Origin of the sequence: Pantoea sp. T14, from assembly GCF_036663535.1 — a bacterium.
GTDB classification, from domain to species: Bacteria; Pseudomonadota; Gammaproteobacteria; order Enterobacterales; family Enterobacteriaceae; genus Pantoea; species Pantoea phytostimulans.
Window position 1 is genome coordinate 161,187 of record NZ_JAWUEB010000013.1, and the last position, 26,574, is coordinate 187,760.

At 51.5% G+C, this 26,574-nt stretch carries 21 protein-coding genes; 10 read left to right on the top strand and 11 right to left on the bottom strand.

The window, feature by feature from the left end:
* The first annotated feature begins 55 nt into the window (after nt 1-55).
* Nucleotides 56-2,962, top strand: a complete 2,907-nt coding sequence (rapA, locus tag SC127_RS05565; protein ID WP_243078614.1) for an RNA polymerase-associated protein RapA — start codon at nt 56-58, stop codon at nt 2,960-2,962.
* 40 nt (nt 2,963-3,002) lie between these two features.
* The gene (rluA, locus tag SC127_RS05570) at nt 3,003-3,656 is read left to right on the top strand and encodes a bifunctional tRNA pseudouridine(32) synthase/23S rRNA pseudouridine(746) synthase RluA (protein WP_332625686.1); all 654 of its coding nucleotides are present in this window, start codon (nt 3,003-3,005) and stop codon (nt 3,654-3,656) included.
* Between the two features lie 213 nt (nt 3,657-3,869).
* Here rluA and djlA read toward each other — a convergent pair whose 3' ends face one another.
* Nucleotides 3,870-4,679, bottom strand: a complete 810-nt coding sequence (gene djlA / locus SC127_RS05575; RefSeq protein WP_215847655.1) for a co-chaperone DjlA — start codon at nt 4,677-4,679, stop codon at nt 3,870-3,872.
* 146 nt (nt 4,680-4,825) lie between these two features.
* On the opposite strand from djlA, the gene lptD reads away from it, so the two are divergent.
* Genes lptD through apaH form a run of 6 tightly spaced genes read left to right on the top strand, consistent with a single transcriptional unit; the run spans nt 4,826 to nt 11,673 of the window.
* Entirely contained in the window at nt 4,826-7,231 is a 2,406-nt protein-coding gene (gene lptD / locus SC127_RS05580) for an LPS assembly protein LptD (protein WP_215847656.1), read from the top strand.
* A gap of 54 nt (nt 7,232-7,285) precedes the next feature.
* A complete protein-coding gene (gene surA / locus SC127_RS05585; protein WP_243078616.1) occupies nt 7,286-8,581 on the top strand; it encodes a peptidylprolyl isomerase SurA in 1,296 nt (431 codons plus the stop codon).
* Entirely contained in the window at nt 8,571-9,563 is a 993-nt protein-coding gene (gene pdxA, locus SC127_RS05590) for a 4-hydroxythreonine-4-phosphate dehydrogenase PdxA (protein ID WP_215847658.1), read from the top strand. Before surA ends, pdxA begins: the two co-directional genes overlap by 11 nt.
* Entirely contained in the window at nt 9,556-10,377 is an 822-nt protein-coding gene (gene rsmA / locus SC127_RS05595; RefSeq protein WP_243078617.1) for a 16S rRNA (adenine(1518)-N(6)/adenine(1519)-N(6))-dimethyltransferase RsmA, read from the top strand. The genes pdxA and rsmA overlap by 8 nt, the downstream gene beginning before the upstream one ends.
* Nucleotides 10,378-10,379: 2 nt before the next feature.
* Nucleotides 10,380-10,757 (top strand): Co2+/Mg2+ efflux protein ApaG, encoded by a 378-nt coding sequence (apaG, locus tag SC127_RS05600; RefSeq protein WP_215847660.1) that lies wholly within the window; start codon nt 10,380-10,382, stop codon nt 10,755-10,757.
* Between the two features lie 58 nt (nt 10,758-10,815).
* Nucleotides 10,816-11,673 (top strand): bis(5'-nucleosyl)-tetraphosphatase (symmetrical) ApaH, encoded by an 858-nt coding sequence (gene apaH / locus SC127_RS05605; RefSeq protein ID WP_332625691.1) that lies wholly within the window; start codon nt 10,816-10,818, stop codon nt 11,671-11,673.
* A 70-nt stretch (nt 11,674-11,743) separates the two neighbouring features.
* On the opposite strand, the gene folA is transcribed toward apaH, so the two are convergent.
* Entirely contained in the window at nt 11,744-12,226 is a 483-nt protein-coding gene (gene folA / locus SC127_RS05610) for a type 3 dihydrofolate reductase (RefSeq protein WP_215847661.1), read from the bottom strand.
* A 299-nt stretch (nt 12,227-12,525) separates the two neighbouring features.
* Between folA and SC127_RS05615 the strand changes: the two genes are divergently transcribed.
* A complete protein-coding gene (locus tag SC127_RS05615) occupies nt 12,526-12,900 on the top strand; it encodes a DUF805 domain-containing protein (protein WP_243078619.1) in 375 nt (124 codons plus the stop codon).
* 45 nt (nt 12,901-12,945) lie between these two features.
* On the opposite strand, the gene SC127_RS05620 is transcribed toward SC127_RS05615, so the two are convergent.
* The 9 genes from SC127_RS05620 to ribF form a co-directional block, all read right to left on the bottom strand.
* The gene (locus tag SC127_RS05620; protein WP_215847663.1) at nt 12,946-14,085 is read right to left on the bottom strand and encodes a porin; all 1,140 of its coding nucleotides are present in this window, start codon (nt 14,083-14,085) and stop codon (nt 12,946-12,948) included.
* A 296-nt stretch (nt 14,086-14,381) separates the two neighbouring features.
* Nucleotides 14,382-17,603, bottom strand: coding sequence for a carbamoyl-phosphate synthase large subunit (gene carB, locus SC127_RS05625; protein ID WP_215847664.1), 3,222 nt, complete (start codon nt 17,601-17,603; stop codon nt 14,382-14,384).
* A 13-nt stretch (nt 17,604-17,616) separates the two neighbouring features.
* Nucleotides 17,617-18,765, bottom strand: coding sequence for a glutamine-hydrolyzing carbamoyl-phosphate synthase small subunit (carA, locus tag SC127_RS05630; protein WP_243078620.1), 1,149 nt, complete (start codon nt 18,763-18,765; stop codon nt 17,617-17,619).
* Between the two features lie 467 nt (nt 18,766-19,232).
* Nucleotides 19,233-20,048 carry a 4-hydroxy-tetrahydrodipicolinate reductase gene (gene dapB / locus SC127_RS05635; RefSeq protein ID WP_215847666.1) on the bottom strand — a complete coding sequence of 272 codons (816 nt, stop codon included), beginning with the start codon at nt 20,046-20,048 and terminating at the stop codon, nt 19,233-19,235.
* A 225-nt stretch (nt 20,049-20,273) separates the two neighbouring features.
* Nucleotides 20,274-21,227: a 4-hydroxy-3-methylbut-2-enyl diphosphate reductase gene (gene ispH, locus SC127_RS05640; RefSeq protein ID WP_215847667.1), complete on the bottom strand. Its 954-nt coding sequence runs from the start codon at nt 21,225-21,227 to the stop codon at nt 20,274-20,276.
* Nucleotides 21,208-21,678: an FKBP-type peptidyl-prolyl cis-trans isomerase gene (gene fkpB, locus SC127_RS05645; RefSeq protein WP_215847668.1), complete on the bottom strand. Its 471-nt coding sequence runs from the start codon at nt 21,676-21,678 to the stop codon at nt 21,208-21,210. The genes ispH and fkpB overlap by 20 nt, the downstream gene beginning before the upstream one ends.
* Nucleotides 21,679-21,681: 3 nt before the next feature.
* On the bottom strand, nt 21,682-22,188 hold the full coding sequence (gene lspA / locus SC127_RS05650; protein WP_243078622.1) for a signal peptidase II: 507 nt from the start codon (nt 22,186-22,188) through the stop codon (nt 21,682-21,684).
* Nucleotides 22,188-25,004, bottom strand: coding sequence for an isoleucine--tRNA ligase (gene ileS / locus SC127_RS05655; RefSeq protein WP_332625697.1), 2,817 nt, complete (start codon nt 25,002-25,004; stop codon nt 22,188-22,190). The genes lspA and ileS overlap by 1 nt, the downstream gene beginning before the upstream one ends.
* 29 nt (nt 25,005-25,033) lie before the next feature.
* On the bottom strand, nt 25,034-25,960 hold the full coding sequence (gene ribF, locus SC127_RS05660) for a bifunctional riboflavin kinase/FAD synthetase (RefSeq protein ID WP_215847669.1): 927 nt from the start codon (nt 25,958-25,960) through the stop codon (nt 25,034-25,036).
* 317 nt (nt 25,961-26,277) lie between these two features.
* Between ribF and rpsT the strand changes: the two genes are divergently transcribed.
* Complete coding sequence (gene rpsT, locus SC127_RS05665) at nt 26,278-26,541, top strand: 30S ribosomal protein S20 (RefSeq protein WP_006117633.1); 264 nt, start codon at nt 26,278-26,280, stop codon at nt 26,539-26,541.
* Nucleotides 26,542-26,574 lie beyond the last annotated feature (33 nt).

Genomic DNA, 26,574 nt, shown 5'->3' on the forward strand with positions numbered 1-26,574 from the left:
GCCCTGGAGTTGGGAACACCTTCAAAAACGTTAAAAAATTCGAGCTAAAAAATATATGGTTTTTACATTAGGTCAGCGCTGGATCAGTGATACGGAAAGTGAACTGGGTTTGGGAACGATCGTCGCGATCGATACGCGCATGATTACGCTGCTTTTCCCGGCCACAGGCGAAAACCGCCTCTACGCCCGCAACGATTCGCCGGTTACTCGCGTCATCTTTAATCCGGGCGATACCATCACCAGCCATGAAGGCTGGCAGATGCGAGTGGATGAAGTCCGCAACGAAAATGACCTGATGACCTATATCGGCATGCGCCTCGATACTGAAGAGGCCGACGTGATGCTGCGTGAAGTGTTTCTCGACAGCAAGCTGGTGTTCAGTAAACCCCAGGATCGCCTGTTCGCCGGACAGCTCGATCGCATGGATCGCTTTGCCCTGCGCTTCCGCGCCCGCAAATACCACAGCGAGCAATATCGTCTGCCGACCAGCGGACTGCGCGGTATGCGTACTAACCTGATTCCGCATCAGCTTCACATTGCTCACGATGTCGGTCGTCGTCATGCACCGCGCGTGCTGCTGGCTGATGAAGTTGGCTTGGGTAAAACCATTGAAGCCGGGATGATCATTCAGCAGCAACTGCTGGCTGGTCGCGCTGAACGCGTGTTGATTGTGGTACCGGAAACCCTGCAACACCAATGGCTGGTTGAGATGCTGCGCCGCTTTAACCTGCGTTTTGCGCTGTTTGATGATGATCGCTACACCGAAGCGCAGCATGACAGCGATAATGCTTTTGAAACTGAGCAGCTTATTATCTGCTCACTCGACTTTGTTCGCCGCAATAAACAGCGTCTTGAGCTGCTGTCTGAGGCTGAGTGGGATCTGCTGGTAGTGGACGAAGCGCACCATCTGGCGTGGTCCGAAGGTGAGCCAAGCCGTGAATATCAGGTGATTGAGCAGTTAGCCGAAAAAACGCCGGGCGTGTTGCTGTTAACCGCGACGCCAGAGCAGTTGGGAATGGAAAGCCACTTTGCGCGCCTTCGCCTGCTCGATCCGGATCGCTTCCATGACTTCGCTCTGTTTGTTGAAGAGCAACAGCATTTCCGCCCGGTGGCCGATGCGGTTTCCTCATTGCTGGCAGATCAGTCCATTTCTCAAGAGCAGATGAACAGCATCAGCGATCTGGTCGGCGAGCAGGATATCGAACCGCTGCTGCAGGTAGCTAACAGCGACCGCGACGGCAAACAAGATGCACGCAAAGAACTGATTTCAATGTTGATGGATCGCCACGGCACCAGCCGCGTGCTGTTCCGTAACACGCGTAATGGCGTAAAAGGCTTCCCGAAACGCGAACTGCATCAAATTCGCCTGCCGCTGCCTGCGCAGTATCAAACGGCGATCAAAGTTTCCAGCATCATGGGAACCCGTAAAAGTGCCGAAGAGCGCGCCCGTGACCTGCTTTATCCTGAACAGATTTATCAGGAGTTTGAAGGCGACAGCGGTACCTGGTGGAACTTCGACCCCCGCGTAGAATGGCTGATGGGTTATCTCACCAGCAACCGCAAAGAAAAAGTGCTGGTGATTTGTGCTAAAGCCGCCACCGCGCTGCAACTGGAGCAGGTTCTGCGTGAACGCGAAGGCATCCGCGCTGCGGTATTCCACGAAGGTTTGTCAATCATTGAACGTGACCGCGCAGCGGCCTGGTTCGCCTCTGAAGAGAATGGTGCGCAGGTGCTGCTGTGTTCGGAAATCGGTTCTGAAGGCCGTAACTTCCAGTTCGCCAACCGTTTAGTGATGTTCGATCTGCCCTCAAATCCCGATTTGCTGGAGCAGCGTATTGGTCGTCTGGATCGTATTGGTCAGATGCATGATATCCAGATTCTGGTGCCGTGGCTGGAAAAAACCGCGCAGGCGGTGTTATTGCGCTGGTATCACGAAGGGCTGGATGCGTTTGAGCACACTTGCCCCACCGGTCGTACCATTTACGATAGCGTGCATTCGCAGCTGGTTAACTACCTTGCGGCACCAGAGAACAACGAAGGATTCGACGAATTTATCGTTGAATGCCGCAAGCAGCATGACGCCTTGAAATCACAGCTGGAACAGGGTCGCGACCGCTTGCTGGAGCTGAATTCCAACGGTGGTGAATCTGCGCAGGCGCTGGCGAATGCGATTGCTGAACAGGACAACGACACCGATCTGGTGAGCTTTGCGCTTAACCTGTTTGATATCGTCGGTATTAATCAGGAAGATCGCAGCGACAACCTGATCGTGCTGACACCATCCGATCACATGCTGGTGCCCGATTTCCCAGGCTTGCCAGAAGATGGTTGCACCATCACCTTTAACCGCGACCAGGCGTTGTCCCGCGAAGATACGCAGTTCATTACCTGGGAACATCCACTGATCCGCAACGGCCTTGATTTGATTCTTTCCGGTGATACCGGCAGCAGCGCAATCTCTTTACTGAAGAACAAAGCGCTGCCGGTCGGCACTTTGCTGGTTGAGATGATTTATGTGGTCGAAGCGCAGGCGCCCAAAAACCTCCAGCTGACTCGCTTCCTGCCGCCAACGCCACTCCGTTTGCTGCTGGATCGCAACGGCACCAACCTGGCGGGCAAAGTTGAGTTTGAAAGCTTTAACCGTCAGCTAAATGCCGTTAATCGTCATACCGGCAGCAAGCTGGTGAACGCGGTACAGCAGGATGTACACGAAATTCTGACGCAGGCCGAAGAGAAAGTAGTGAGTGAAGCGCGCGCGGTGATTGATGCTGCCCGTCGTGAAGCTGACGAAAAACTGGGCTCAGAGTTGTCACGTCTTGAAGCACTAAAAGCGGTTAACCCCAATATTCGTGAAGATGAGATTGAGGCGCTGGAAAGCAATCGTCAGCAAGTGCTGGAGCATCTTGATCAGGCCAACTGGCGCCTGGATGCGCTGCGCTTAATTGTCGTTACCCACCAATAAAAATTCAGGGGCCGCGCGGCCCCTTTTTTTGGAAAATAGCATGGAACCTTACAATCCACCGCTTGAGCCGTGGCTGCACATCCTTTATCAGGATGATTACATTATGGTGGTGAATAAACCCAGCGGCCTGCTTTCCGTGCCCGGTCGGCTGGAAGAGCACAAAGACAGCGTAATGACGCGCATTCAGCGTGACTTCCCGCAGGCAGAATCGGTACATCGTCTCGACATGGCCACCAGCGGCGTGATTGTGGTGGCCTTGACCAAAGCGGCTGAACGCGAATTGAAGCGTCAGTTTCGCGAACGCGAGCCGTCGAAAACCTATGTAGCTTGCGTGTGGGGGCATCCAACGGAAGAGAAAGGATTAGTGGATTTGCCGCTGATTTGCGACTGGCCTAATCGTCCGAAGCAGAAGGTCTGTTTTGAAACCGGCAAATCTGCGCAAACCGAATATCAGGTGGTGGAGTATTTCGCTAACAACAGCGCGCGCGTTTCGCTGAAGCCGATTACCGGACGTTCGCACCAGCTGCGTGTACATATGCTGGCGCTGGGACATCCGATTCTGGGGGATAACTTCTATGCGCACCCGGAAGCCAAAGCGATGGCACCAAGACTGCTGCTGCATGCGGAATCACTGACCATTACGCATCCAAAATTTGGTAACGCAATGACGTTTCGCCAGCCGGCGGATTTTTAACCTTTTGCGCACTGCGTTGGCCTCTGCGCGCTGTGTTGGCCTCTGCGCTGTCCCCCATCCCAACCTTCCCCCGCAAGCGGGGGAAGGAGATGCTGCCACATGCAGCTGTAATACTCACATAAAGCAGCATCTTCCTCCCCCACGTGTGGGGGAGGATTGAGGTGGGGGACAAATTACCTCGCACTCAAGAGAATTAAGGCGAGAACACAACGACTACTTAAAACCCTTTTCCTTACGAATCAAATCATAAGCCGCCTGGATTTCCTGCGCTTTCTGCTTCGCCATCTCCATCATTTCTGGCGGTAAACCTTTCGCCACCAGTTTGTCAGGATGGTGTTCACTCATTAACTTGCGATAGGCACGCTTGATGATGGTGATATCATCACTGCTCTTAACGCCTAACACACTGCACGCATCTTCCAGAGTCGGACCGCGTTGCTGCTGAAAACCGCCGTATGAAGAGCCTTGCCCACCACCAAATTGCTGACCGCCTTCCATCATACGAAGGAACTGATCAAACTGAGTGCGGGAAATACCCAGTTCTTCTGCAATGACATACAGTACCTGGCGCTCGTTGGGATGCAGCGATCCATCAGCAAACGCCGCCTGAATTTGTATTTCCAGAAACATCCGAATCAGATCGAAGCGGCCAAAACAGGCGCTGCGGAACTCACGCAGCTTACTGCGCAGCGGATAGTCGCCCTGCTTGCCTTCGCGAAAGGCGCGTTGCGCAGCGGTACGCGATTCGCCATGAAGCTGCATGCGCTCCATTAATAAAGAAGCAATCTGAATATCGGCTTCGGTCACGCGCCCTTTTGACTTGGTTAAATGGCCCATTACCTGAAAAGTGGTACTGAAGAACAGCGTTTGACGCGTTTGATTATTTGAGAAGTAAGCCTTGCCCTGAGCACCGCGAACTTTATCTATCATGTGGCCAATGATCAAACCGATCACAATGCCCCAAAAGCCTGCACCGGAAATCAATCCTAATAGCAGACCCACAACTTTTCCCCAGTAGCGCATAAACTCCTCAATTCGCCATGCTTGCGGCTGAAAATTGCATTATCATACCTGTCATTTATCTCAGCGCCTAACGGCAACGCGGGCAGACACGGATTAACACTGGCGCAACGCCGGGCAGTAAGTTAGTCTCTGACCGGATTGTCGGCATGATGCCAGTTTTCATGGAATTCTCGATACCGCGTATGAAAAAACGTATACCTACCCTGCTGGCCACCTTGATTGGTGCAGCCCTTACCAGTCAGCATGCCCTCGCCGACGATTTGATGTCGCAGTGTATGTTAGGCGTGCCGAGCTATAACCGTCCTTTGGTGACAGGCACCACCAATGAGCTGCCTGTGACCATCAAGTCGGATTCTGCCAAGGGTAATTATCCTGACGACGCGGTATTCACTGGCAATGTGAACATTGAACAAGGCAATGGCCGACTGCAATCGGATGAAGTGCAACTTCATCAACGCCAGCAAGATGGACAAACCACGCCGGTGCGTACCGTCGATGCCTTGGGTAATGTGCACTACGACGATAATCAGGTCATCCTGAAAGGTCCGAAAGCTTGGTCGAATCTGAACAGCAAAGACACCAATGTCTGGAATGGCGACTACCAAATGGTGGGACGTCAGGGCCGCGGCACCGCCGATCAAATGAAACTGCGCGGTAATAACCGTTACACCATTTTAGAAAATGGCAGCTTTACCTCTTGCTTGCCTGGCTCAAACAGCTGGAGCGTGGTCGGTTCTGAAGTGATTCAGGATCGTGAAGAAGAAGTGGCTGAGATTTGGAATGCCCGCTTTAAGCTGGGTTCCGTGCCGGTTTTCTACAGCCCTTATTTGCAATTGCCGATTGGCGATCGTCGCCGCTCCGGCTTCCTGATCCCTAACGCAAAATATGGCAGCAGCAACGGCTTTGAATTTATTCTGCCTTATTACTGGAACATCGCGCCGCAAGCGGATGCCACCATCACGCCGCACTATATGAGCAAGCGCGGCCTGCAATTGCAGAACGAATTCCGTTATTTGACACAGGCGGGTGCAGGCTTGGTTGAGTTTGATTATCTGGCTTCAGACGATCAATACAATAACGACAAAGCGGTACGCGGCATCGCGCAAAATGACAGTTCAGACCGCTGGCTGTTCTACTGGCGTCATTCTGGTGTTTACGATCAGCATTGGCGCTTCAATGCCAACTACACCAAAGTCAGCGATCAGTACTACTTCAACGATCTCGACTCGACGTACTACAGCTCAACCGACGGTTACGCCACGCAAAAATTCAGTGCGGGTTATGCGGATACCAACTGGGATGCGACGCTGTCAACCAAAGACTTCCAGGTCTTCGGTAACACCAACAGCAACAACGTCTACCGCGCAATGCCGCAGTTGGATCTCAATTTCTATCAAAATGATATGGGTCCGTTTGATGGGCGTATTTATGCGCAAGCGGTGAAGTTTACCAACGTCAGCGATCGCTATCCCGAAGCTACGCGTCTGCATATTGAGCCGACGCTGGATCTGCCGCTGTCTAATGGTTGGGCAAGTCTTGATACTGAAGCGAAATTCCTTGCGACGCACTATCAGCAGAAAGATGTCGATTACTACAACAACTCGATTGATACCACTCGCGTCAATCAGTTGAAAGAATCCGTCAACCGCACCATGCCACAATTGAAAGTCGATGGTCGTCTGGTGTTTGACCGCGATATGAATTGGGCGGAAGGCTATACCCAAACGCTGGAACCGCGCGTTCAGTACCTTTATATCCCTTACCGCGACCAAAGCGATATCTATCCGTACGACTCCACGCTGCTACAAACCGACTATACCGGTTTGTTCCGCGACCGCACTTACAGCGGCCTGGATCGCATCGCTTCAGCCAATGAAGTAGCAACCGGTGTGACGACGCGTATTTATGATAACGATCTGGTTGAACGTTTTAACGCTTCCGTAGGTCAAATCTACTCGTTTACCCCTTCACGCACTGGCGTTAATCAAACCAGTGAAGAAGATGACACCGGCAGCCTGATTTGGGCAGGTGATACATACTGGAAGGTTAGCGATCGTTGGGGCGTTCGCGGCGGGGTGCAATATGATACTCGCCTGGATAACGTCTCTCAGGGGAATGCGGTGCTGGAATATCGCCGTGATGCCGATCGTATGGTGCAGCTGAGCTACCGCTACAGCAGCCCGGAATACGTCGCAAGCGCGTTGAACAATGCCAACCTGATTACCAACCCGATCTACAAAAACGGGATTTCTCAGGTCGGTGCAACCGGCAGTTGGCCGATTGCTGATGCATGGTCTGTGGTAGGTGCTTATTACTACGACACGCGCAACAGCAAACCGGCATCACAGCTGGTTGGCCTGCAATACAGCTCATGCTGTTATGCTATTCGCCTGGGTTACGAGCGCAAAATCAACGGTTGGGAAAACAACGACAGCAAGTACGACAACCAAATCTCATTCAACATAGAGCTGCGTGGTTTGAGTTCCAACTATGGCTTAGGAACCAACCAAATGTTGCGTCAGGGCATCATCCCTTACCAGCGCGCTTTTTGATGTTGTGATGTTTGACAGGCAATCCCGCAGTGCGGAAACAACAATGGATAAAGTATGAAGAACTGGAGAATGCTGATTCTTGGTGTGGCGATAACTGCCAACACCGCGTTCGCAGCACCACAAGTGGTTGATAAAGTTGCAGCCGTGGTCAATAACGGCGTAGTTCTTGAGAGTGACGTGGATAGCATGATGAGCACGGTCAAATCTCAGGCGCAGCAGGCGAGTCAGCAATTGCCAGACGATAAAACGTTGCGCCATCAGATTCTTGAGCGTCAGATCATGGACAACATTCTGCTGCAAATGGGTGAAAAAGCTGGCCTGCAGATCACCGATCAGCAGTTGGATCAGGCGATTCAAAATATTGCTAGTCAGAACAAGATGAGTGTCGATCAGCTGCGTAGCCGCCTGGCTTATGATGGTATGAACTACAACACTTACCGTGCGCAAATCCGCAAAGAGATGCTGATCACCGAAGTGCGTAACAATGAAGTGCGCCGTCGCGTAACGATTTTGCCTCAGGAAGTGGACACGCTGTCGACGCAAATCGCCTCGCAAAACACCCAAGGCACCGAGCTGAACGTCAGCCATATTTTGCTGCCATTATCAGAAAACCCGACGCAGCAGCAGGTTGATGATCAAGAAACGCTGGCGAAACAGCTGGTGGGCGAGCTGAAAAGCGGTGCTGACTTCGGCAAAATGGCAGTAACCTACTCCGCAGATTCACAAGCGCTGAAAGGCGGCAACATGGGTTGGGGTAAAATTGAAGAGTTGCCGACCCTGTTTGCTCAGGCGCTGGCTACCGCCAAGAAAGGCGATATCGTGGGTCCGATTCGTTCTGGTGTGGGCTTCCATATCCTGAAAGTGAATGACCTGCGTGGCGAGAGCAAAAATATCTCTGTGACGGAAGTGCATGCACGCCACATCCTGCTGAAACCGTCTCCGATCCTCACAGAGGATCAAGCACGCGCCAAGCTGCAACAGATTGCTTCCGATATCAGCAGTGGTAAAACCACTTTTGCTGCTGCAGCGAAACAGTTCTCTGACGATCCGGGTTCTGCGAACCAGGGCGGCGACTTGGGCTGGAGTTCGCCAGAAGCGTTCGATCCTGCGTTCCGCGATGCGTTGCTGCGCCTGCAAAAAGGCCAGACCAGCCAACCGGTTCACTCCTCGTTCGGCTGGCACTTGATTCAGTTGCTGGACACGCGACAGGTTGATAAAACCGATGCGGCCCAGAAAGAGCGTGCTTACCGTCTGCTGTTCAACCGTAAATTTGCTGAAGAAGCACAAACCTGGATGCAGGAACAACGCGCCGGTGCTTACGTGAAGATTTTGGACAACAATGCTCAGTAATTTCCGTGTAGCGATTACTCCCGGCGAACCCGCCGGGATTGGTCCTGACCTCACCATTCAACTGGCCCAGCAAAACTGGCCGGTTGAATTGGTGGTGTGCGCCTCGCCCGATTTACTGCGTCAGCGTGCCGCCCAGCTTGGGCTGCCGCTGACCTTGCGTGATTATCAGCCTGGCGTTGCGGCACAACCGCAGCAGGCCGGCACGCTAACCGTGCTACCGATTGAAACGCCACAGCCGGTTAAACCCGGCGAGTTATGTGTTGCCAATAGCGAATATGTACTGGCTACGCTGGCGCGCGCTTGCGATGGGTGTCTGAAGGGTGAGTTTGCCGCGTTGATCACTGGCCCGGTGCACAAAGGCGTGATTAACGACGCTGGTATTGCTTTTACCGGTCACACCGAATTCTTCGCCGATCGCGCGGGGAGTCATCGCGTTGTAATGATGTTAGCGACGGAAGAGTTACGCGTTGCCTTAGCCACCACGCATTTGCCGCTAAAAGATGTCTCAGCTGCCATTACCCGTGACAGCCTGCACGAAGTCATCACCATTTTGCATCACGATTTGCAGCAAAAATTTGCGATTGCCCAGCCGCATATTTTCGTCTGTGGCCTTAACCCGCATGCGGGCGAAGGAGGCCATATGGGACGGGAAGAGATCGATACGATCATTCCTGCTCTCAACGAATTACGCCAGCGGGGCATGCAGCTTACCGGTCCTCTGCCCGCAGATACCTTGTTCCAGCCAAAATATCTGCAAAATGCGGATGCGGTGCTGGCGATGTATCACGATCAAGGTCTACCGGTGCTAAAATTTCAGGGGTTTGGTCGTGCGGTGAATATCACTCTCGGTTTGCCCTTTATCCGGACTTCAGTCGATCACGGCACCGCGCTAGAGTTAGCCGGGCTGGGACAGGCAGAACCGGGCAGCTTCATCACGGCGCTTAACCTCGCCATCACTATGATCAAGAGCAGTAATGAATAATCGCGTCCATCAGGGGCACTTCGCCCGTAAACGTTTCGGGCAGAACTTCCTGAACGATCAGTACATTATCGAGAGCATTGTCTCCGCTATTCATCCGCAGCGCGATCAGGCGCTGGTGGAAATCGGGCCCGGCTTGGGTGCATTAACCGAGCCAGTAGGCGAACGTCTCGATAGCTTGACGGTTGTGGAGTTGGATCGCGATCTGGCTGCACGTCTGCAGACTCATCCCTTTCTTGGGCCGAAGCTGACCATTTTTCAGCAAGATGCCATGAAATTCGACTTTGCCGCGCTGGCAGAAGAAAGAGGTCAGCCGCTGCGCGTGTTTGGCAACTTGCCGTACAATATTTCGACTCCGCTGATGTTTCACCTTTTCAGCTATACTGGTTCGATTAAAGACATGCACTTCATGTTGCAAAAAGAAGTGGTGAACCGTTTAGTCGCGGGTCCGGGCAGTAAAGCGTATGGTCGCCTGAGCGTTATGGCGCAATATTATTGCCAGATCATTCCAGTACTTGAAGTGCCGCCAGAATCGTTTACGCCGGCGCCTAAAGTGGATTCTGCCGTCGTGCGTTTAGTTCCGTATACTGAGCCGCAGCATCCGGTTAGTGACGTGCGTTTACTGAGCCGCATTACTACCGAAGCGTTTGGTAAGCGCCGTAAGACGCTGCGTAATAGCCTCAATCATATGGTGGCGGCGGGTGCACTAGAAGAACTCTCTATCGACCCGACATTGCGTGCTGAAAACGTTTCGGTCGCGCAGTATTGCCAGTTAGCAAACTGGCTGGCGAAACATCAGGATGAAGCGCAGGAGTAGTCATGAGTGAAACGGCCCGCGTGCATGTCCATGTGCAAAGCCTGTATGTGGAATCACAATCTTCCCCGGATGATGAGCGTTACGTCTTTGCTTACACGGTTACCATCCGCAATATGGGCCGTTCTTCCGTACAATTGCTGGGTCGTTATTGGTTAATCACCAATGGTAATGGTCGTGAAACCGAAGTTCAGGGTGAAGGCGTGATTGGTGAACAGCCACACATTGCACCGGGTGGTGAATATCAATACACCAGCGGCGCGGTGCTGGAAACGTCGATGGGCACCATGCAGGGCCATTACGTGATGGTCGACGAACAGGGCGATGCGTTTCACGTTGACATCCCGGTATTCCGCCTCGCGATTCAAACTCACATTCATTGATATGCTTTCACTTCGCCCGGTTCTGCCGGGCGAATGATTTTATTTCGGATAAAACTCTATGAGCACTTACCTGATTGGCGACGTCCACGGTTGTTACGACGAGTTACGTGCACTGCTGAAGCAGGTCGATTTCAATCCTGAGCAAGATACCTTGTGGTTGACCGGTGATTTAGTTGCGCGCGGCCCTGGCTCACTCGATGTCCTCCGTTACGTCAAGTCGCTGGGTGATTGCGTACGGTTAGTGTTGGGTAATCACGATCTCCATCTGTTGGCGGTCTATGCGGGAATCAGCCGCAATAAGCCTAAAGATCGCCTCACTCCCCTGCTTGAAGCTGACGACGCTGATACCTTGATCAACTGGTTGCGCCGCCAGCCAATGCTGCAAGTTGATGAAGAAAAAAAGTTGGTCATGGGCCATGCAGGCATCACGCCGCAATGGGACATCGAAACCGCAAAGAAATGCGCGCGTGAAGTGGAAGCGGTGCTCGCCAGCGACAGTTATCCGCTGTTTCTGGACGCAATGTATGGCGACATGCCTAACAACTGGAGCGAAGAGCTTACTGGACTGGCGAGACTACGTTTTAGCACCAATGCACTAACCCGTATGCGCTACTGTTTTCCGAATGGTCAGCTGGATATGATCTGCAAAGATTCGCCAGAATCTGCCCTACCGCCGCTGAAGCCGTGGTTTAACATTCAAGGCCCGGTTGCCCGTGATTACACCATTGTGTTCGGCCATTGGGCATCGCTGGAAGGTAAAGGCACACCCGAAGGGGTTATTGGATTAGATACAGGCTGCTGCTGGGGTGGCAATCTCACTCTGCTGCACTGGGAAGAACAGCGTTATTACGTTCAAGCCTCGAATCGAAAGGATGCGCTACCTGAAACGGCTTCTTCACAACAGTCAGCAAGCTAACTTTCTGCCGTTAAAACGGACATAAAAAAACGCCTTGTCTTCACCGCCAAGGCGTTTTTTTCAAGAGAAATTAACGACGACGGTCAAGAATCTCAAAGCAGTAGCTGTGTGAGTTCTGCTCGTCAGCATCATGGAATTCGCTGAACGTAGATTGCCATTCGTCCGGCTCGTAATCCGGGAACTGCGTGTCACCTTCAACTTCAGCGTCGATATGGGTCAGGTAAAGACGATCGGCACGGTTCAGCATCTGCTCGTATACACGACCGCCACCAATCACCATGATCTCTTCTGCATCACCGGCAGCCTGAACCGCTTCCTCCAGAGATGTTACCCACGTCACGCCTTCTGCGTCACCCGGCTTGCTGCTCACAACGATATTCAAACGTCCCGGTAACGGTCGGCCAATAGACTCAAACGTCAGGCGACCCATAATAACCGGCTTTTTCAAGGTATTACGCTTAAACCAAGCCAAATCCGCAGGCAGGTCCCACGGCATGGCGTTTTCCATACCGATAATGCGATCAGCTGCTAATGCCGCGATAAGACTAATCATGTTAAAAGACTCACTGGAAAAAATTGGCGCCATCATACGTAAAGGCGAAACTTTCGTCGATAGCGATAAGGGTCTATTTGCGTAAAGCTTTTTTGCCGCCGCATTTTTGTTACTGGACAGAATTTTAAACCGTGTTTTTGCGTTCTTTTGAATCAAGCCGCCAGTTAAGATCCGTTAGCGAGTACAAGGAGAAGGTTACAGCTTCTGGCCGTGACGTCGGAGAGAGAGCTGCATAGAATACACTTGGATTTACCTTACCAGGTCGCACCTACTGATCACGCAAAATAAGGAAATATGCTGTGAATGAATATCTCTCTGCGTTAAAGCAGTATGGCGTAATACAGGGTCGCTGCCGCCGCAAAACTTACTGGCTGTTTGTGTTAGTGAACATTCTCGTTTCAGTGGTTTTAACCGTGCTTGATACAGTTTTAGGCTTCAATATTTGGCTTGATGAAGGGTTACTCTCAACGCTCTACTCTTTGGCGATATTGATTCCTTCCATCACGGTTTCAATTCGCCGCCTTCACGATCTTGACCGATCCGGCTGGTGGTTGCTGCTAATACTTTTACCTTTCATCGGTACGCTGTTACTGCTGATTTACTTCTGCTTCAAAGGTAGCGAAGGGCCAAATCGCTTTGGCGACGATCCGTTGCGCGCGCCCTCTCATTCTTAAAAAAAACGGCTCCCAAAGGAGCCGTTACGTTTTGATTTTTTTCGCTTAGAAATCGTAGCGTAAACGTACCAGGTTCATATCACCCAGATTGTCCGTGCTTGAGGTAAATACGTGTTCGTAGTCAACACGGAAGCCGTAGTCGAGGAACAGCGTTACGCCCAGGCCATTATCGATACGCTGATAGTCACGACCATTCACGTACTCGAGACGATCGCCCATCACGTAAGGCTGCACAGCTTTCAGGCCATATTGCTTAACCGGGATCTTGTAACCGGCAAAGTATTCGATGCCCCACGCATCATCAGCAAAATAGTTGTTCACATTACTTTGCTTGGTCGGGATGAAGTTTTCGTACCAGCCGCCGCCGGCAGAGAATGTCCAGTTACCTGGCGTCCAGCTCAACGCGGTACCGAAGATATTCTGGTCGTAATCTTTGCTGTCGCCCGTCTCTGCGTTACGCATCGTTGCATGCGTGTAGTTCCACGCGGTGCCCCAAGTCAGATCGTCAGTGATGTGGTAATCAACACCCAACGAACCGCCGCCTTTACGCTTGTAGCGCAGGCTGTTACCCGGTAAATACTCGTTATCATTAAACAGATAAGAAGCATAAACATCGAGTGCGCCGAAGGTATTTTTATACTTCAACTGCTTGCGGGAACGGTAAGAGCCGTCATAGTCGCCGCTAATGCCGTTGCCTGGCGCCTGAGCGAGCATATCGTAATCCCAGATGTCAGTTTTAGCGCCAACCACATCGTAATAAACGCTGTTTTGCTGACCAAAGGTCAACTGGCCCCACGTTTTGCTTTTCAGGCCGGTATAGAGCTGGCGGCGAGTGGTGTTGTTTGCACCGTCAGCGTAGTGATCGTCCCAGTCAAACAGCTTAGGAATGTTCACACCCAGCTCGTAATAACTGACCCAGCTCACATCATCGAACAGGTAATAATCTGCACCAAAACGGAAGCGCGTACCGCCGTCGAAGCCGTCGCGTTTGTAAGATGAGTCGTTAACGCCAGTCTGGTGATTGACCTGAGCACGGATGCTGCCGCCCACGGCAAAATTCAGGCGGCTCAGCGGATCGCCTGCCTGTACATCTTGTTTCAGAATCGTGATTTCTGCCTGGCTGGCAAACGGTAAAAAGGTCATCAGTGCAGCCACTGCACTCAGTGAAAATTTATGCATTTTCATTTTTTATTAATATCTCTGTTAACGCTCCAATAATGAGCGAACGAAATATTACATTGTGAATTATTTAGACAGCTAGCTTTTGCTTTATAGATTTGTGCGGAGTAGGATAATTCGCATTATTCGCTAAAAATTAAGTCAAATCAGATACTTTTATAATCAAAGCTTAGAACATATTTTTCTTTATTGTTATATTTCAAACAACAAATACGCTGTCTGCATTCGAATAATTTAAAATAAATGGAAATATTTAAGTAAAAAAAACGGCTCCCGAAGGAGCCGTTTTTTACACGTGATGCTTATTTAATTTGCGCGTGCATTTCCTGCACGGAAATCACTTGCTCAGTCGGATCGGCATTCAACGACATTGCGGTAGCAAAACCACCGTTCAGCGTAGTGTCGTAATGCACTTTGTACTGCAGTGCACTGCGGCGGATTAACTTGGAATCTTCAATCGCCTGGCGACCTTCCGTGGTATTCACGATGTAGGTGTATTCGCCATTCTTTAAACGATCCTGAATGTGCGGACGACCTTCATGCACCTTGTTTACCAGACGTGGATTGATACCCGCTTCACCCAACACCACGGCAGTGCCGTGAGTTGCATCCAGTTCAAAACCAAACTTCTGCAGCTTCGCGGCCAGGTCGACGATACGTTTTTTATCGCCTTCACGCACCGACAGTAGTGCACGACCGGTTTTCTTCATGTTGCTCTGCGCACCCAGCATGGCTTTAGAGAAAGCTTCAGCAAAAGTACGGCCCACACCCATGACTTCACCGGTTGAGCGCATTTCTGGACCGAGAATCGGGTCAACGCCCTGGAACTTGTTGAACGGCAACACCACTTCTTTCACTGAATAGTACGGTGGAATCACTTCTTTGGTGACGCCCTGCTCAGCCAGCGTTTTGCCTGCCATCACGCGTGCAGCCACTTTCGCCAGCGGTACGCCGGTCGCTTTTGAAACGAACGGTACAGTACGTGCGGCACGTGGGTTCACTTCAATCAGATAGACTTCGTTGTCTTTCACGGCAAACTGGACGTTCATCAAACCACGTACTTTCAATTCAAAGGCCAGCTTTTCGACCTGCTGACGCATCACGTTTTGAATCTCTTGATTCAGCGTATAGGCTGGCAGTGAGCACGCGGAGTCACCAGAGTGAACGCCCGCCTGCTCGATGTGCTCCATGATGCCGCCAATAAACACGCGTTCGCCGTCGCAAATCGCATCAACGTCAACTTCTACCGCATCATCAAGGAAGCGATCCAGCAACACAGGCGCGTCGTTAGAGACCGATACCGCCGTCTGGAAATAACGCTTCAGGTCAGCTTCGTCATAGACGATTTCCATTGCGCGGCCACCCAAAACATAGGAGGGACGGACGACCAACGGATAACCGATGCCAGCTGCTTTCTCGACAGCCTGCTCCAGCGTTGCCACGGTGGCGTTAGCCGGTTGCTTCAGGTTCAAACGTTCTACTGCTTGCTGGAAACGTTCGCGATCTTCTGCGCGGTCAATGGCGTCTGGACTGGTACCAATTACCGGTACGCCAGCCGCTTCCAGCGCACGCGCCAGTTTCAGTGGAGTTTGACCACCATATTGCACGATTACGCCTTTCGGCTTCTCGATGCGAACAATTTCCAGCACGTCTTCCAGCGTGACCGGCTCGAAGTACAAGCGGTCTGAGGTGTCATAATCCGTTGATACGGTTTCAGGGTTACAGTTCACCATGATGGTTTCGTAACCATCTTCACGCAGCGCTAAAGAAGCGTGGACGCAGCAGTAGTCGAACTCAATACCTTGACCGATACGGTTTGGACCACCGCCCAGCACCATGATTTTCTCACGATCCTGATTTGGATTGGCTTCGCACTCTTCCTCGTAAGTTGAGTACATATAAGCGGTATCAGTTGAGAATTCTGCGGCGCAGGTATCAACGCGCTTGTAAACCGGATGTAAGTTGAACTGCTCACGCAGTTTACGGATTTCGCTTTCTGCCACGCCCGCTAACGTCGCCAGACGTGCATCGGCAAAGCCTTTACGCTTCAGAGCACGCAGGAACGTTTCATCAAGACTGTTTACCCCTTCGCGTGCAACCTGCTCTTCCAGACGGACTAACTCTTCAATCTGCACCAGGAACCAGCGGTCAACATTGGTCAGGTTGAAAACGCCATCCACTGACATACCTGCACGGAATGCATCAGCGATGTACCAGATACGATCCGAACCGGCGTCTTTTAATTCACGACGGATGCGGGTTAACGCTTCTGTATCATCAAGGCTGACTTTTGGGTCGAAACCGTTAACACCGACTTCCAAACCACGCAGCGCTTTCTGCATTGATTCCTGGAAAGTACGGCCAATTGCCATCACTTCACCGACCGATTTCATCTGCGTGGTCAGGCGATCGTTAGCACCGGCAAATTTCTCGAAATTGAAGCGAGGAATTTTGGTCACAACGTAGTCGATAGAAGGTTCGAATGACGCAGGTGTTAAGCCACCGGTGATGTCATTCATCAGTTCATCAAGGGTGTAACCGACAGCCAGTTTGGCGGCAACTTTCGCAATCGGGAAGCCGGTAGCTTTCGACGCCAGCGCCGATGAACGTGACACGCGCGGGTTCATTTCGATGATGATTAAACGGCCATTCTTCGGGTTTACCGAGAACTGTACATTCGAGCCACCGGTTTCTACGCCAATCTCACGCAGTACCGCCATCGAGGCGTTACGCATGATTTGATATTCTTTATCGGTCAGCGTCTGGGCAGGGGCGACGGTGATGGAGTCACCGGTGTGAATGCCCATTGCGTCGAAGTTTTCGATAGAGCAGACGATGATGCAGTTGTCGTTTTTATCACGCACCACTTCCATCTCGTACTCTTTCCAACCAATCAGCGATTCATCAATCAGCAGCTCATTGGTGGGTGAAAGATCGAGACCGCGTTCGCAAATTTCTTCGAACTCTTCACGATTGTAAGCGATACCGCCACCGGTGCCGCCCATGGTAAAGGAAGGACGAATAATGCAAGGGAAACCGACATCGGCAGCCACTGCCAACGCTTCTTCCATGTTGTGAGCGATGCCGGAACGCGCGGTTTCCAGTCCAATACTCTTCATCGCCACGTCAAAACGACGGCGGTCTTCAGCTTTATCGATGGCGTCGGCGGTCGCACCAATCATGGTGACACCGAACTCTTCCAGTACGCCATGACGCTCCAGTTCAAGCGCGCAATTCAGCGCTGTCTGACCACCCATGGTGGGCAGCACGGCATCCGGGCGCTCTTTTTCAATGATTTTGCGTACCACTTCCCAATGAATCGGCTCAATGTAAGTCGCATCAGCCATTTCCGGGTCAGTCATGATGGTGGCCGGGTTGGAGTTCACCAGAATGACGCGGTAACCCTCTTCGCGCAGCGCTTTACACGCCTGCGCACCGGAATAGTCAAATTCGCAGGCCTGGCCAATCACAATAGGACCGGCGCCAAGAATCAGGATGGATTTTATGTCTGTACGTTTTGGCATGATTAGCTCCTGATTACTTCGCTTTAGAACGGAATGCGTCAATCAATTCAATAAAGTGGTCAAACAGTGGTGCTGCATCACCCGGACCCGGGCTGGCTTCTGGGTGTCCCTGGAAGCTGAACGCAGGCTTGTCGGTGCGATGGATGCCCTGCACGGTTTTATCAAACAGCGAGATGTGCGTAACACGTAAGTTGGCAGGCAGGTCAGCTTCATCAACAGCAAAACCGTGGTTCTGCGCAGTGATCATCACGGTATTATTATCGAAATCTTTAACAGGATGGTTGCCGCCATGGTGACCAAGCTTCATCTTCACCGTTTTAGCACCGCTCGCCAGCGCCAACAGTTGATGGCCAAGACAGATACCGAAAACCGGAATTTCCGTTTGCAGGAAGGACTGAATCGCCTTGATGGCATAGTCACAAGGTTCTGGATCGCCAGGACCGTTCGAGAGGAAGACGCCATCTGGATTCAGTTTCAGTACGTCTTCTGCTGAAGTCTGCGCAGGCACCACTGTCAGACGGCAGCCGCGATCTACGAGCATGCGCAAAATGTTGCGCTTTACACCGTAATCGTAGGCAACAACGTGATAAGGCAGCTCTTCTGCTTTTGTTTGTTCTGGCAGGCCGCCTTCTAACGCCCAGCTTCCCTGTTGCCAGGCGTAGCTTTCGGTGGTCGAGACTTCTTTCGCCAAATCCATGCCTTTCAAACCCGGGAACGCCTGCGCCTTTTGCAATGCGAGTGCTGCATCCGGGTTATCGCCCGCGATGATACAGCCGTTCTGCGCACCTTTTTCACGCAGCAAACGAGTCAGTTTGCGAGTATCGATATCGGCAATTCCAACAATGTTATTGCGCTGCAGATAAGCGGATAGGCTTTCTTCACTACGGAAGTTGCTGGTAATCAGCGGCAGATCGCGAATAACAAGGCCTTGAGCGTGGATTTGACTGGATTCTTCATCGGCGGCATTAACACCAACATTGCCGATATGGGGATAAGTGAGGGTAACGATTTGGCGGGAATAGGAAGGATCAGTGAGGATTTCTTGATAACCAGTCATTGACGTGTTGAAAACGACTTCCCCCACTGCCGACCCCGTTGCCCCGATGGCCCGACCGTGGAATTGGGTTCCGTCTTCCAGAACCAAGAGCGCTGACTTAATCAAAACATCCTCCAGGGAATAAACAGTCACAATATCTGCATATTAATTCATAATAGCTGCCTGAATCAATGCAAAAACCGCCTGAATTATCGATTTTTGGCAAATTGCGCGCATTCTAATGATCGCCCTGAAGCTTGTCTACCCTATGAACGTATTTTTTTGCCCTTTTCAGGCTTCTGGATGTTAAAACGGGGATAAGCAGTAAAAAGAGGGGAAAACTCGGATAATTAAACGATTGCCAGAGCATGAAAATTACAAAACGGAGCCGCTATACTATTATTTTTGACCATTTGGTCAAAATTGGCATTTTTAGCGGTTTTTCCTAAGTCAAAATCCAAAAAAAAAGCATTTCGAAGTGATTATTAAACCAAGCTCTTATTTTTTATAAAATAAAGGGCAGCAAAAAAGCTACCCTAGTTCAATCAATAAGTTACCGATTGAAACAACCACATCACGATGGTTCACAACACTCACAACATCGACAAATCCAGCACATCACGCATGTCATAAAGGCCACATTTATTGCCCTTCAACCAAAATGCCGCTTTAACAGCGCCATTTGCAAAGGTCATACGGCTTGAAGCCTTGTGCGTTATCTCTACACGCTCGCCAATATCCGCAAACATTGCCGTATGCTCACCGACAATATCGCCTGCCCGCACCGTGGCGAAACCAATGGTTTGCGGTTTGCGTTCGCCGGTATGGCCTTCACGCGCATACACGGCATGTTCATCCAGATTCCAGCTCATCGCATCAGCAATGGCTTCGCCCATCGCTAACGCTGTTCCAGAAGGCGCATCAACTTTGTGACGATGGTGCGCTTCCACAATTTCGATATCCGCATAATCGCCCATGACCTTCGCTGCTTTTTCAAGCAGCTTCAACACCAGGTTGACGCCAACGCTGAAATTGGCTGCGAACACGATCCCAATCTCTTCTGCGGCAGTGCGGATTGCCGCTTTGCCCGCTTCGTCGAAACCGGTAGTACCAATCACCATCGCCTTTTTATGCTCACGACAAATTGCCATATAAGCCAGCGTTGCTTCTGGGCGGGTAAAGTCGATCAGTACGTCAAAATCATCGATGACACTAAGAAGATCGTCGGTGATAAGCACCCCTGTTTTACCTACGCCAGCTAATTCTCCAGCGTCGCTGCCAATCAAAGATGACCCCGAGCGGGCCAGTGCAGCACCCAGTTCAACGTCTTCCGCCTGCTGAGTTGCCTGAATCAGGTTACGCCCCATACGACCCGGCGCGCCGACGATGGCAATGCGGATATTTTTCATATTTATTCATTCCTAAGACAAAACTATGCATGCAAAGCGTAATCAGGTTAACGATGAGTTAACAACCACGCCACTATTAATCCAGGATAATAAGAATTTTATGCCAGCCGTGATCGATTATCAGTAAAAGCAATCTCATTGAGTGGAACCGCCGTTTTTTCAATCGGATAAAAACAAAAAAGGCCGAACTCAGTCGGCCTTTTTATCTTTTTTAGCATTATCGCTTTACTGAACGTTTCTTACATCAACACGCAGCTCTTTTGGCACTTCAAACACGATATTCTCTTCACGGCCAATCAACTCGATCGCCGCTTCCCCGCCCAGCTCACGCAGGCGCTGAATAACTTGCTGTACCAGAATATCGGGTGCCGATGCACCCGCCGTCACGCCAATGCAGTCAACGCCTTTAACCCACTCTTCCTGAATATCATCAGCGGAGTCGATCAGTTTCGCTAACTTTCCTGCGCGTTGCGCCAGTTCTGCGAGACGATTCGAGTTAGAGGAGTTTTTCGATCCCACCACTAACACCACAGCAGCATCGCGAGCCAACGTGCGCACCGCTTCCTGACGATTAGTGGTGGCGTAGCAGATGTCATCTTTACGTGGGCCGATGATCGCGGGGAAGCGTTGGCGCAGCGCATCAATGATGTCAGACGTATCATCCACTGACAGCGTGGTTTGCGTCATAAAGCTCAAATTGCTTTCATCTTTGACTGACAATTTGAACACGTCTTCTGGCGACTCGACCAGATACATGCCGCCATTGGGATTACTGTATTGGCCCATGGTGCCTTCAACTTCAGGATGGCCTGCATGTCCAATCAGAATCGCTTCTACGCCTTTACGGCTGGCACGTGCCACTTCCATATGCACTTTGGTAACCAATGGACAGGTCGCGTCAAACAGCATGGTCAGGTTACGTGCTTTCGCTTCAGCGCGAACAGCTTGTGAAACGCCGTGCGCTGAAAAAATCAGAATTGCGTTATCAGGCACTTCACTGATTTCTTCAATGAAGATCGCGCCGCGCTCGCGCAAGCTATTAACCACGTAGCGGTTATGTACCACTTCGTGGCGTACATAGATTGGCGCCCCGTACATTTCTAATGCACGCTCAACAATACTGATTGCCCGATCAACCCCAGCGCAGAAGCCGCGCGGATTAGCCAACAGAATTTGCATCGTTCGCCTCCAGTACCGGATCAATCTCCAGCACTTCTACATCAAACTGAACGCGATGGCCTGCCAGCGGATGGTTGAAATCAACGGTGATAGAATCGCCGGAAACCTCACGTATCACGCCTGGCATTTCGCTTCCGCCCATGCCGCTAAACAGCATGATAGCGCCGACTTCAGGTTCACCTGCGTCGATAAAATCGCGACGCGAGAAATACTGGATGAGATCGGGACTGATGCTGCCAAATGCGTCTTCAGGCGCCAACGTGAAGTTGCGCTTCTCGCCCACTTTTGATCCCAGCAACGCCTGTTCCAGCGCAGCGGAAAGGCTGCTATCGCCCAGACGAAACAGCGCTGGTTTGCCGTTTGCACGGGTCGATTCCGCCGTGGAGCCATCTTCCAGCTTCAGCGTAAAATGCACCAACACCGCGCTTTCGCGCTGTACAGACTCAGTCATGACTTACCCTTTCTGTTTTGCCTGTTTGCTGGTTGGGCTGAAAAAGCCCTCCAGCACCACCAACGCAGCACCAATACAGATGCCGCAATCAGCAATATTAAACGTAGCGAAATGCCAGTTGCCGACGTAGAAGTCGATAAAATCGACCACAAAGCCGTGATACGAACGATCAAACAGATTGCCCACCGCGCCACCCACAATCAGTGCGTAAGCGATGTTCGCGATTTTTTGGCTGGCGCGATTGCGATACATCATCACTAACAGCGACACGACGATTGCAATCGCAATACCGGCAAAGAACCAGCGTTGCCAGCCGCCTTTATCGGCTAAAAAGCTAAACGCCGCACCGTAATTGTGGGCGTAAAACAGGTTAAAGAACGGCATCAGTGGCTGCGTCTCGTGCAGCATCATGTTGTTCATCACCCATTGCTTACTGGCAAAGTCGACAACGATGACGATCAGCACCAGCCATAGCCAGCGCAGTCCGGTAGAGAAAATAGGTTTACTCATCAGGCAAACTTACGCTCTTCACCGTTACCGGCTACGTTGGTGAAACAGCGACCACAAACTTCTGCGTGCTCTGGATTTTGACCAACGTCGGTCGTGTAGTGCCAGCAGCGTGGGCATTTCTCGCCTTCCGCTTTATGCAGTGCCACTTTCAAACCTTTCAACAGCTCACTTTGCTGCGCTTCGTCACTCGCCAAGGCGTAATCTGCAACCTTCGCCCCAGACGTTAGCAGTACAAAACGCAATTCGTCGCCCAATGCTTGCAGCTTAGCCGCCAGCTCAGGGTCCGCATACAGCGTAACCGTGGCTTCCAGCGCGCCGCCGATGCGTTTATCGCCACGCGCCTGTTCGATCACCTTGTTGACTTCGCCGCGCACTTTCAGCAGCTCGCTCCAGTAGGCATCGTTCAATGCTTCGTTTTCTGCCAGACCAAACAGGCCGTCATACCACTCTTCAGTGAAGACATACTGCGCACGATCGCCCGGTAGGTAACCCCAAATTTCGTCAGCGGTGAAGGACATGATAGGTGCCATCCAGCGCACCAACGCCTCAACAATATGCCACAGCGCGGTCTGGCAGCTGCGACGCGCCAGACTATCGCCTTTGGCGGTATACTGACGATCTTTGATGATATCGAGATAGAAGGAACCCATTTCTACTGAGCAGAACTGCATCAGGCGCTGAATCACTTCATGGAAGTCATAATTTTCGTAAGAGGCAACGATATCAGCCTGCGCGGCTTGCGCACGACCAACAGCCCAGCGATCGACCACCACCATATCTTCTGGTTTTACCAAATCGGTGGCGGGATTAAAGCCACTCAGGTTCGCCAGCAGGAAACGCGAGGTGTTACGAATACGACGGTAAGCATCAGCTGAACGCTTAAGGATTTCGTCAGAAACGGCCATCTCGCCAGAGTAGTCAGTAGAAGCGACCCATAAACGCAGGATATCAGCGCCCAGTTTGTTCATCACATCTTGCGGCGATACGGTGTTACCGATGGATTTCGACATTTTGCGGCCTTGGCCGTCAACGGTGAAACCATGGGTAAGCACCTGACGATAAGGCGCTTTGCCTTTCATTGCCGTGGAGATCATCAAGGATGACATAAACCAGCCGCGATGCTGGTCTGAGCCTTCCAGGTAGAGATCCGGCGTGTGTCCCTCAAATTCTGAACGCGCATCAACCACGGAATAGCTGGTTGAACCGGAGTCAAACCAGACATCAAGTGTATCTGGCACTTTACGATAGTGATCGGCGTCATCGCCCATCAGCTCACGCGGATCGAGATCCCACCATGCCTGGATGCCATCTTGCTCAACGCGTTTGGCGACTTTTTCCATCAGCTCAAGCGTATCGGGGTGCAACTGCTCCGATTCATTATGAACGAACAGCGCCATCGGCACGCCCCACGTACGCTGACGTGAAATACACCAGTCAGGACGGTTAGCGACCATTGATTCAATGCGCGCCTGGCCCCAGTCTGGGATCCACTGCACACCTTTGATCTCTTTCAGCGACTGCGCACGCAGGCCTTTTTGATCCATGCTGATAAACCACTGCGGCGTCGCACGGAAGATGATCGGCGTCTTGTGGCGCCAGCAGTGCGGATAGCTGTGCAGCAGTTTTTCAACGTGCAGCAGCGCCCCTTTCTCTTTCAGCAGCTCAACGATCACATCATTGGCTTTAAAGACGTTGATACCATCCAGCGTTGGATAAGTACCTGGCAGGAAAGCGCCATCTGGCCCAACAGGGTTAGCGACTTCGATGCCATATTTCTGGCCGATGACATAGTCATCCGGGCCGTGGCCTGGCGCAGTGTGAACGGCACCCGTACCTGCTTCGAGCGTAACGTGCTCGCCTAAAACCACCAAGGATTGGATATCAAGGAAAGGATGCTGGAATTTTTGCAGCTCAAGGGCTGCACCTTTGCATTCGCCCAGCACAGTCCACTCGCTGACACCTGCACGCTTGAGCACGCTTTCGACCAACTCTTTGGCAAGGATCAGCGCACGGCCTTCGATCTGTACCAGCTGATATTCGAATTCAGGGTGCAATGAGATGGCACGGTTAGCCGGCATGGTCCAAGGCGTGGTCGTCCAGATCACTAAAGAAATGGGGCCGTTAACCTGTGATACGCCGAAAGCACTGCGCACCGCATCCGCATCGATGGCGTTAAACATCACATCAATAGATGGCGAGGTTTTGTCGTAATACTCAACTTCCGCTTCCGCTAATGCTGAGCGGCAATCCATACACCAATGCACCGGCTTAGCGCCTTTGTGTAGGTGACCATTGCCGATAATTTTGCTCAGCGCGCGAATGATATTGGCTTCGGTCTGGAAATTCATCGTCAGATATGGACGATCCCAGTCACCTAATACGCCTAAGCGGATAAAGTCAGCTTTCTGACCTTCTACCTGCTCAGCAGCATATTTACGGCAGGCTTCACGAAATTCAGCTGCAGTGACTTTCTCACCCGGCTTACCAATCATCTGCTCGACTTTATGCTCGATAGGCAAACCGTGGCAGTCCCAGCCTGGAACGTAAGGCGAATCATAGCCCGCCATGCCTTTCGACTTAACGATAATGTCTTTCAGAATCTTGTTAACTGAGTGACCAATATGAATGCTGCCGTTCGCATAAGGAGGGCCATCGTGCAGGATAAAGGTTTTTTTCCCTTTTTTGGCTGCGCGGATGATGCCGTAAAGGTTGTCATCATACCAACGTTGCAGCATTCCCGGTTCGCGCTTGGCCAGATCGCCACGCATCGGGAACCCCGTTTCCGGCAAATTCAGGGTAGATTTATAGTCACTCATCAGATTCTCGATTCCGTTTTTCGCTCAGGTTAAAGCCCAAAGAACTGCCGGGCCGTTACCACATCTTTCGCAATTTGTTCTTTCAACGCCTCCAGTGAGGCAAAGCGCTGCTCGTTTCGTAATTTTTTCTTCAGCACAACATCGATGTGCTGACCATATAGATTCATATTGATGTCAAGCAGGTGAACTTCAAGCTGCTGGCGCAAACCTTTTACCGTTGGGCGCGTACCAATATTGGCCACACCCGGCAGCGGCTGCGGCGTCAAGCCGTGCACCTCAACCGCAAAAACGCCTTTCACCGGCGAGACAGCGCGGCGTAAAGGAAGGTTCGCGGTGGGAAAACCAAGGGTGCGTCCCAGTGCATCACCGTGCACTACGCGGCCTGAAATACTGAAAGGATGGCCTAACAATGACTGCGCCAGCGCAAAATCATCATCGGCCAGCGCCTGACGCACAGCGGTGCTGCTAATACGCTTGCCGCCGTCACAAAAGGTCTGCGTGCTGACTACATCAAAGCCATATTCAGCACCCGCTTTCTGTAATAACAGGAAATCACCCAGACGACCAGCGCCAAAACGGAAATCATCGCCGACCGCGAGAAACTTCACATTGAGCTTTTCGACCAGCAGTTCAGCAATAAAACTCTGGGCTGATAATGCCGCAAAGCGGCGATCAAAACGTACGCAGACCACTTCATCAATACCGGCTTCAGCCAGATACTTCAGCTTTTCGCGCAGACGCGTTAAACGGGCCGGGGCTTTTTCGCCAGCAAACAGCTCCAGCGGCTGTGGCTCAAACAGCATCACCATTACCGGCAGATTACGTTTACGTCCCTCTTCGCGAAGCTGGGACATCAACGCCTGATGACCGCGGTGCACGCCATCAAAATTACCAATGGTCAGAACGCAGCCGCGATGCTGCTCTTTAATGTTATGAATGCCGCGGATAAACTTCATGGCTGACTCAACGCGATGGAAATCGGCGGATTATACCCTCGAAAGCCGCGAAGGTTAACCCGTCAGCACGCCTTTCCTGCTTTATGGCGGTCATTTCCTGTTGTCAGAGCGATACAGAAGAATTTTGTCGCGAAATACTGTATTCAGCGAGGGGAAGCTGGTAGAATCTTGCGCCATCAAATACGTAACCGAGTGTCGTCCGCGCTGTTGAATGTAAGCGACGCTTATTTGCACAAATCCATTGACAAAATTAGGTTCGAAAGGCATAGTCCTCGGCCTTTGATTTGTCTATATAGAACACATTTGGGAGTTGGACCTTGGCTAATATCAAATCAGCTAAGAAACGCGCCGTAACATCTGAGAAACGCCGTAAGCATAACGCTAGCCGCCGCTCTATGATGCGTACCTTCGTTAAGAAAGTATACGCGGCGATCGCTTCAGGCGACAAAGCTGCTGCGCAGAACGCATTCAACGAAATGCAACCAATCGTGGACCGTCAGGCTGCTAAAGGTCTGATCCACAAAAACAAAGCTGCCCGTTATAAAGCAAACTTAACGGCTCAGATCAACAAACTGGCTTAATCGCCTTTTGTTAATCGCTTTGTTGAAAGAACC

What these genes read in the sequence shown, in the direction of transcription:
- rsmA (WP_243078617.1), top strand. Translation starts at nt 9,556, where the DNA reads ATGAATAATCGCGTCCATCAGGGGCACTTCGCCCGTAAACGTTTCGGG.
- rluA (WP_332625686.1), top strand. Translation starts at nt 3,003, where the DNA reads ATGGAACCTTACAATCCACCGCTTGAGCCGTGGCTGCACATCCTTTAT.
- pdxA (WP_215847658.1), top strand. Translation starts at nt 8,571, where the DNA reads ATGCTCAGTAATTTCCGTGTAGCGATTACTCCCGGCGAACCCGCCGGG.
- lspA (WP_243078622.1), bottom strand. Translation starts at nt 22,188, where the DNA reads ATGAGTAAACCTATTTTCTCTACCGGACTGCGCTGGCTATGGCTGGTG.
- ispH (WP_215847667.1), bottom strand. Translation starts at nt 21,227, where the DNA reads ATGCAAATTCTGTTGGCTAATCCGCGCGGCTTCTGCGCTGGGGTTGAT.
- surA (WP_243078616.1), top strand. Translation starts at nt 7,286, where the DNA reads ATGAAGAACTGGAGAATGCTGATTCTTGGTGTGGCGATAACTGCCAAC.
- rapA (WP_243078614.1), top strand. Translation starts at nt 56, where the DNA reads ATGGTTTTTACATTAGGTCAGCGCTGGATCAGTGATACGGAAAGTGAA.
- SC127_RS05620 (WP_215847663.1), bottom strand. Translation starts at nt 14,085, where the DNA reads ATGAAAATGCATAAATTTTCACTGAGTGCAGTGGCTGCACTGATGACC.
- lptD (WP_215847656.1), top strand. Translation starts at nt 4,826, where the DNA reads ATGATGCCAGTTTTCATGGAATTCTCGATACCGCGTATGAAAAAACGT.
- apaG (WP_215847660.1), top strand. Translation starts at nt 10,380, where the DNA reads ATGAGTGAAACGGCCCGCGTGCATGTCCATGTGCAAAGCCTGTATGTG.
- fkpB (WP_215847668.1), bottom strand. Translation starts at nt 21,678, where the DNA reads ATGACTGAGTCTGTACAGCGCGAAAGCGCGGTGTTGGTGCATTTTACG.
- djlA (WP_215847655.1), bottom strand. Translation starts at nt 4,679, where the DNA reads ATGCGCTACTGGGGAAAAGTTGTGGGTCTGCTATTAGGATTGATTTCC.
- carB (WP_215847664.1), bottom strand. Translation starts at nt 17,603, where the DNA reads ATGCCAAAACGTACAGACATAAAATCCATCCTGATTCTTGGCGCCGGT.
- dapB (WP_215847666.1), bottom strand. Translation starts at nt 20,048, where the DNA reads ATGAAAAATATCCGCATTGCCATCGTCGGCGCGCCGGGTCGTATGGGG.
- apaH (WP_332625691.1), top strand. Translation starts at nt 10,816, where the DNA reads ATGAGCACTTACCTGATTGGCGACGTCCACGGTTGTTACGACGAGTTA.
- folA (WP_215847661.1), bottom strand. Translation starts at nt 12,226, where the DNA reads ATGATTAGTCTTATCGCGGCATTAGCAGCTGATCGCATTATCGGTATG.
- ribF (WP_215847669.1), bottom strand. Translation starts at nt 25,960, where the DNA reads ATGAAGTTTATCCGCGGCATTCATAACATTAAAGAGCAGCATCGCGGC.
- ileS (WP_332625697.1), bottom strand. Translation starts at nt 25,004, where the DNA reads ATGAGTGACTATAAATCTACCCTGAATTTGCCGGAAACGGGGTTCCCG.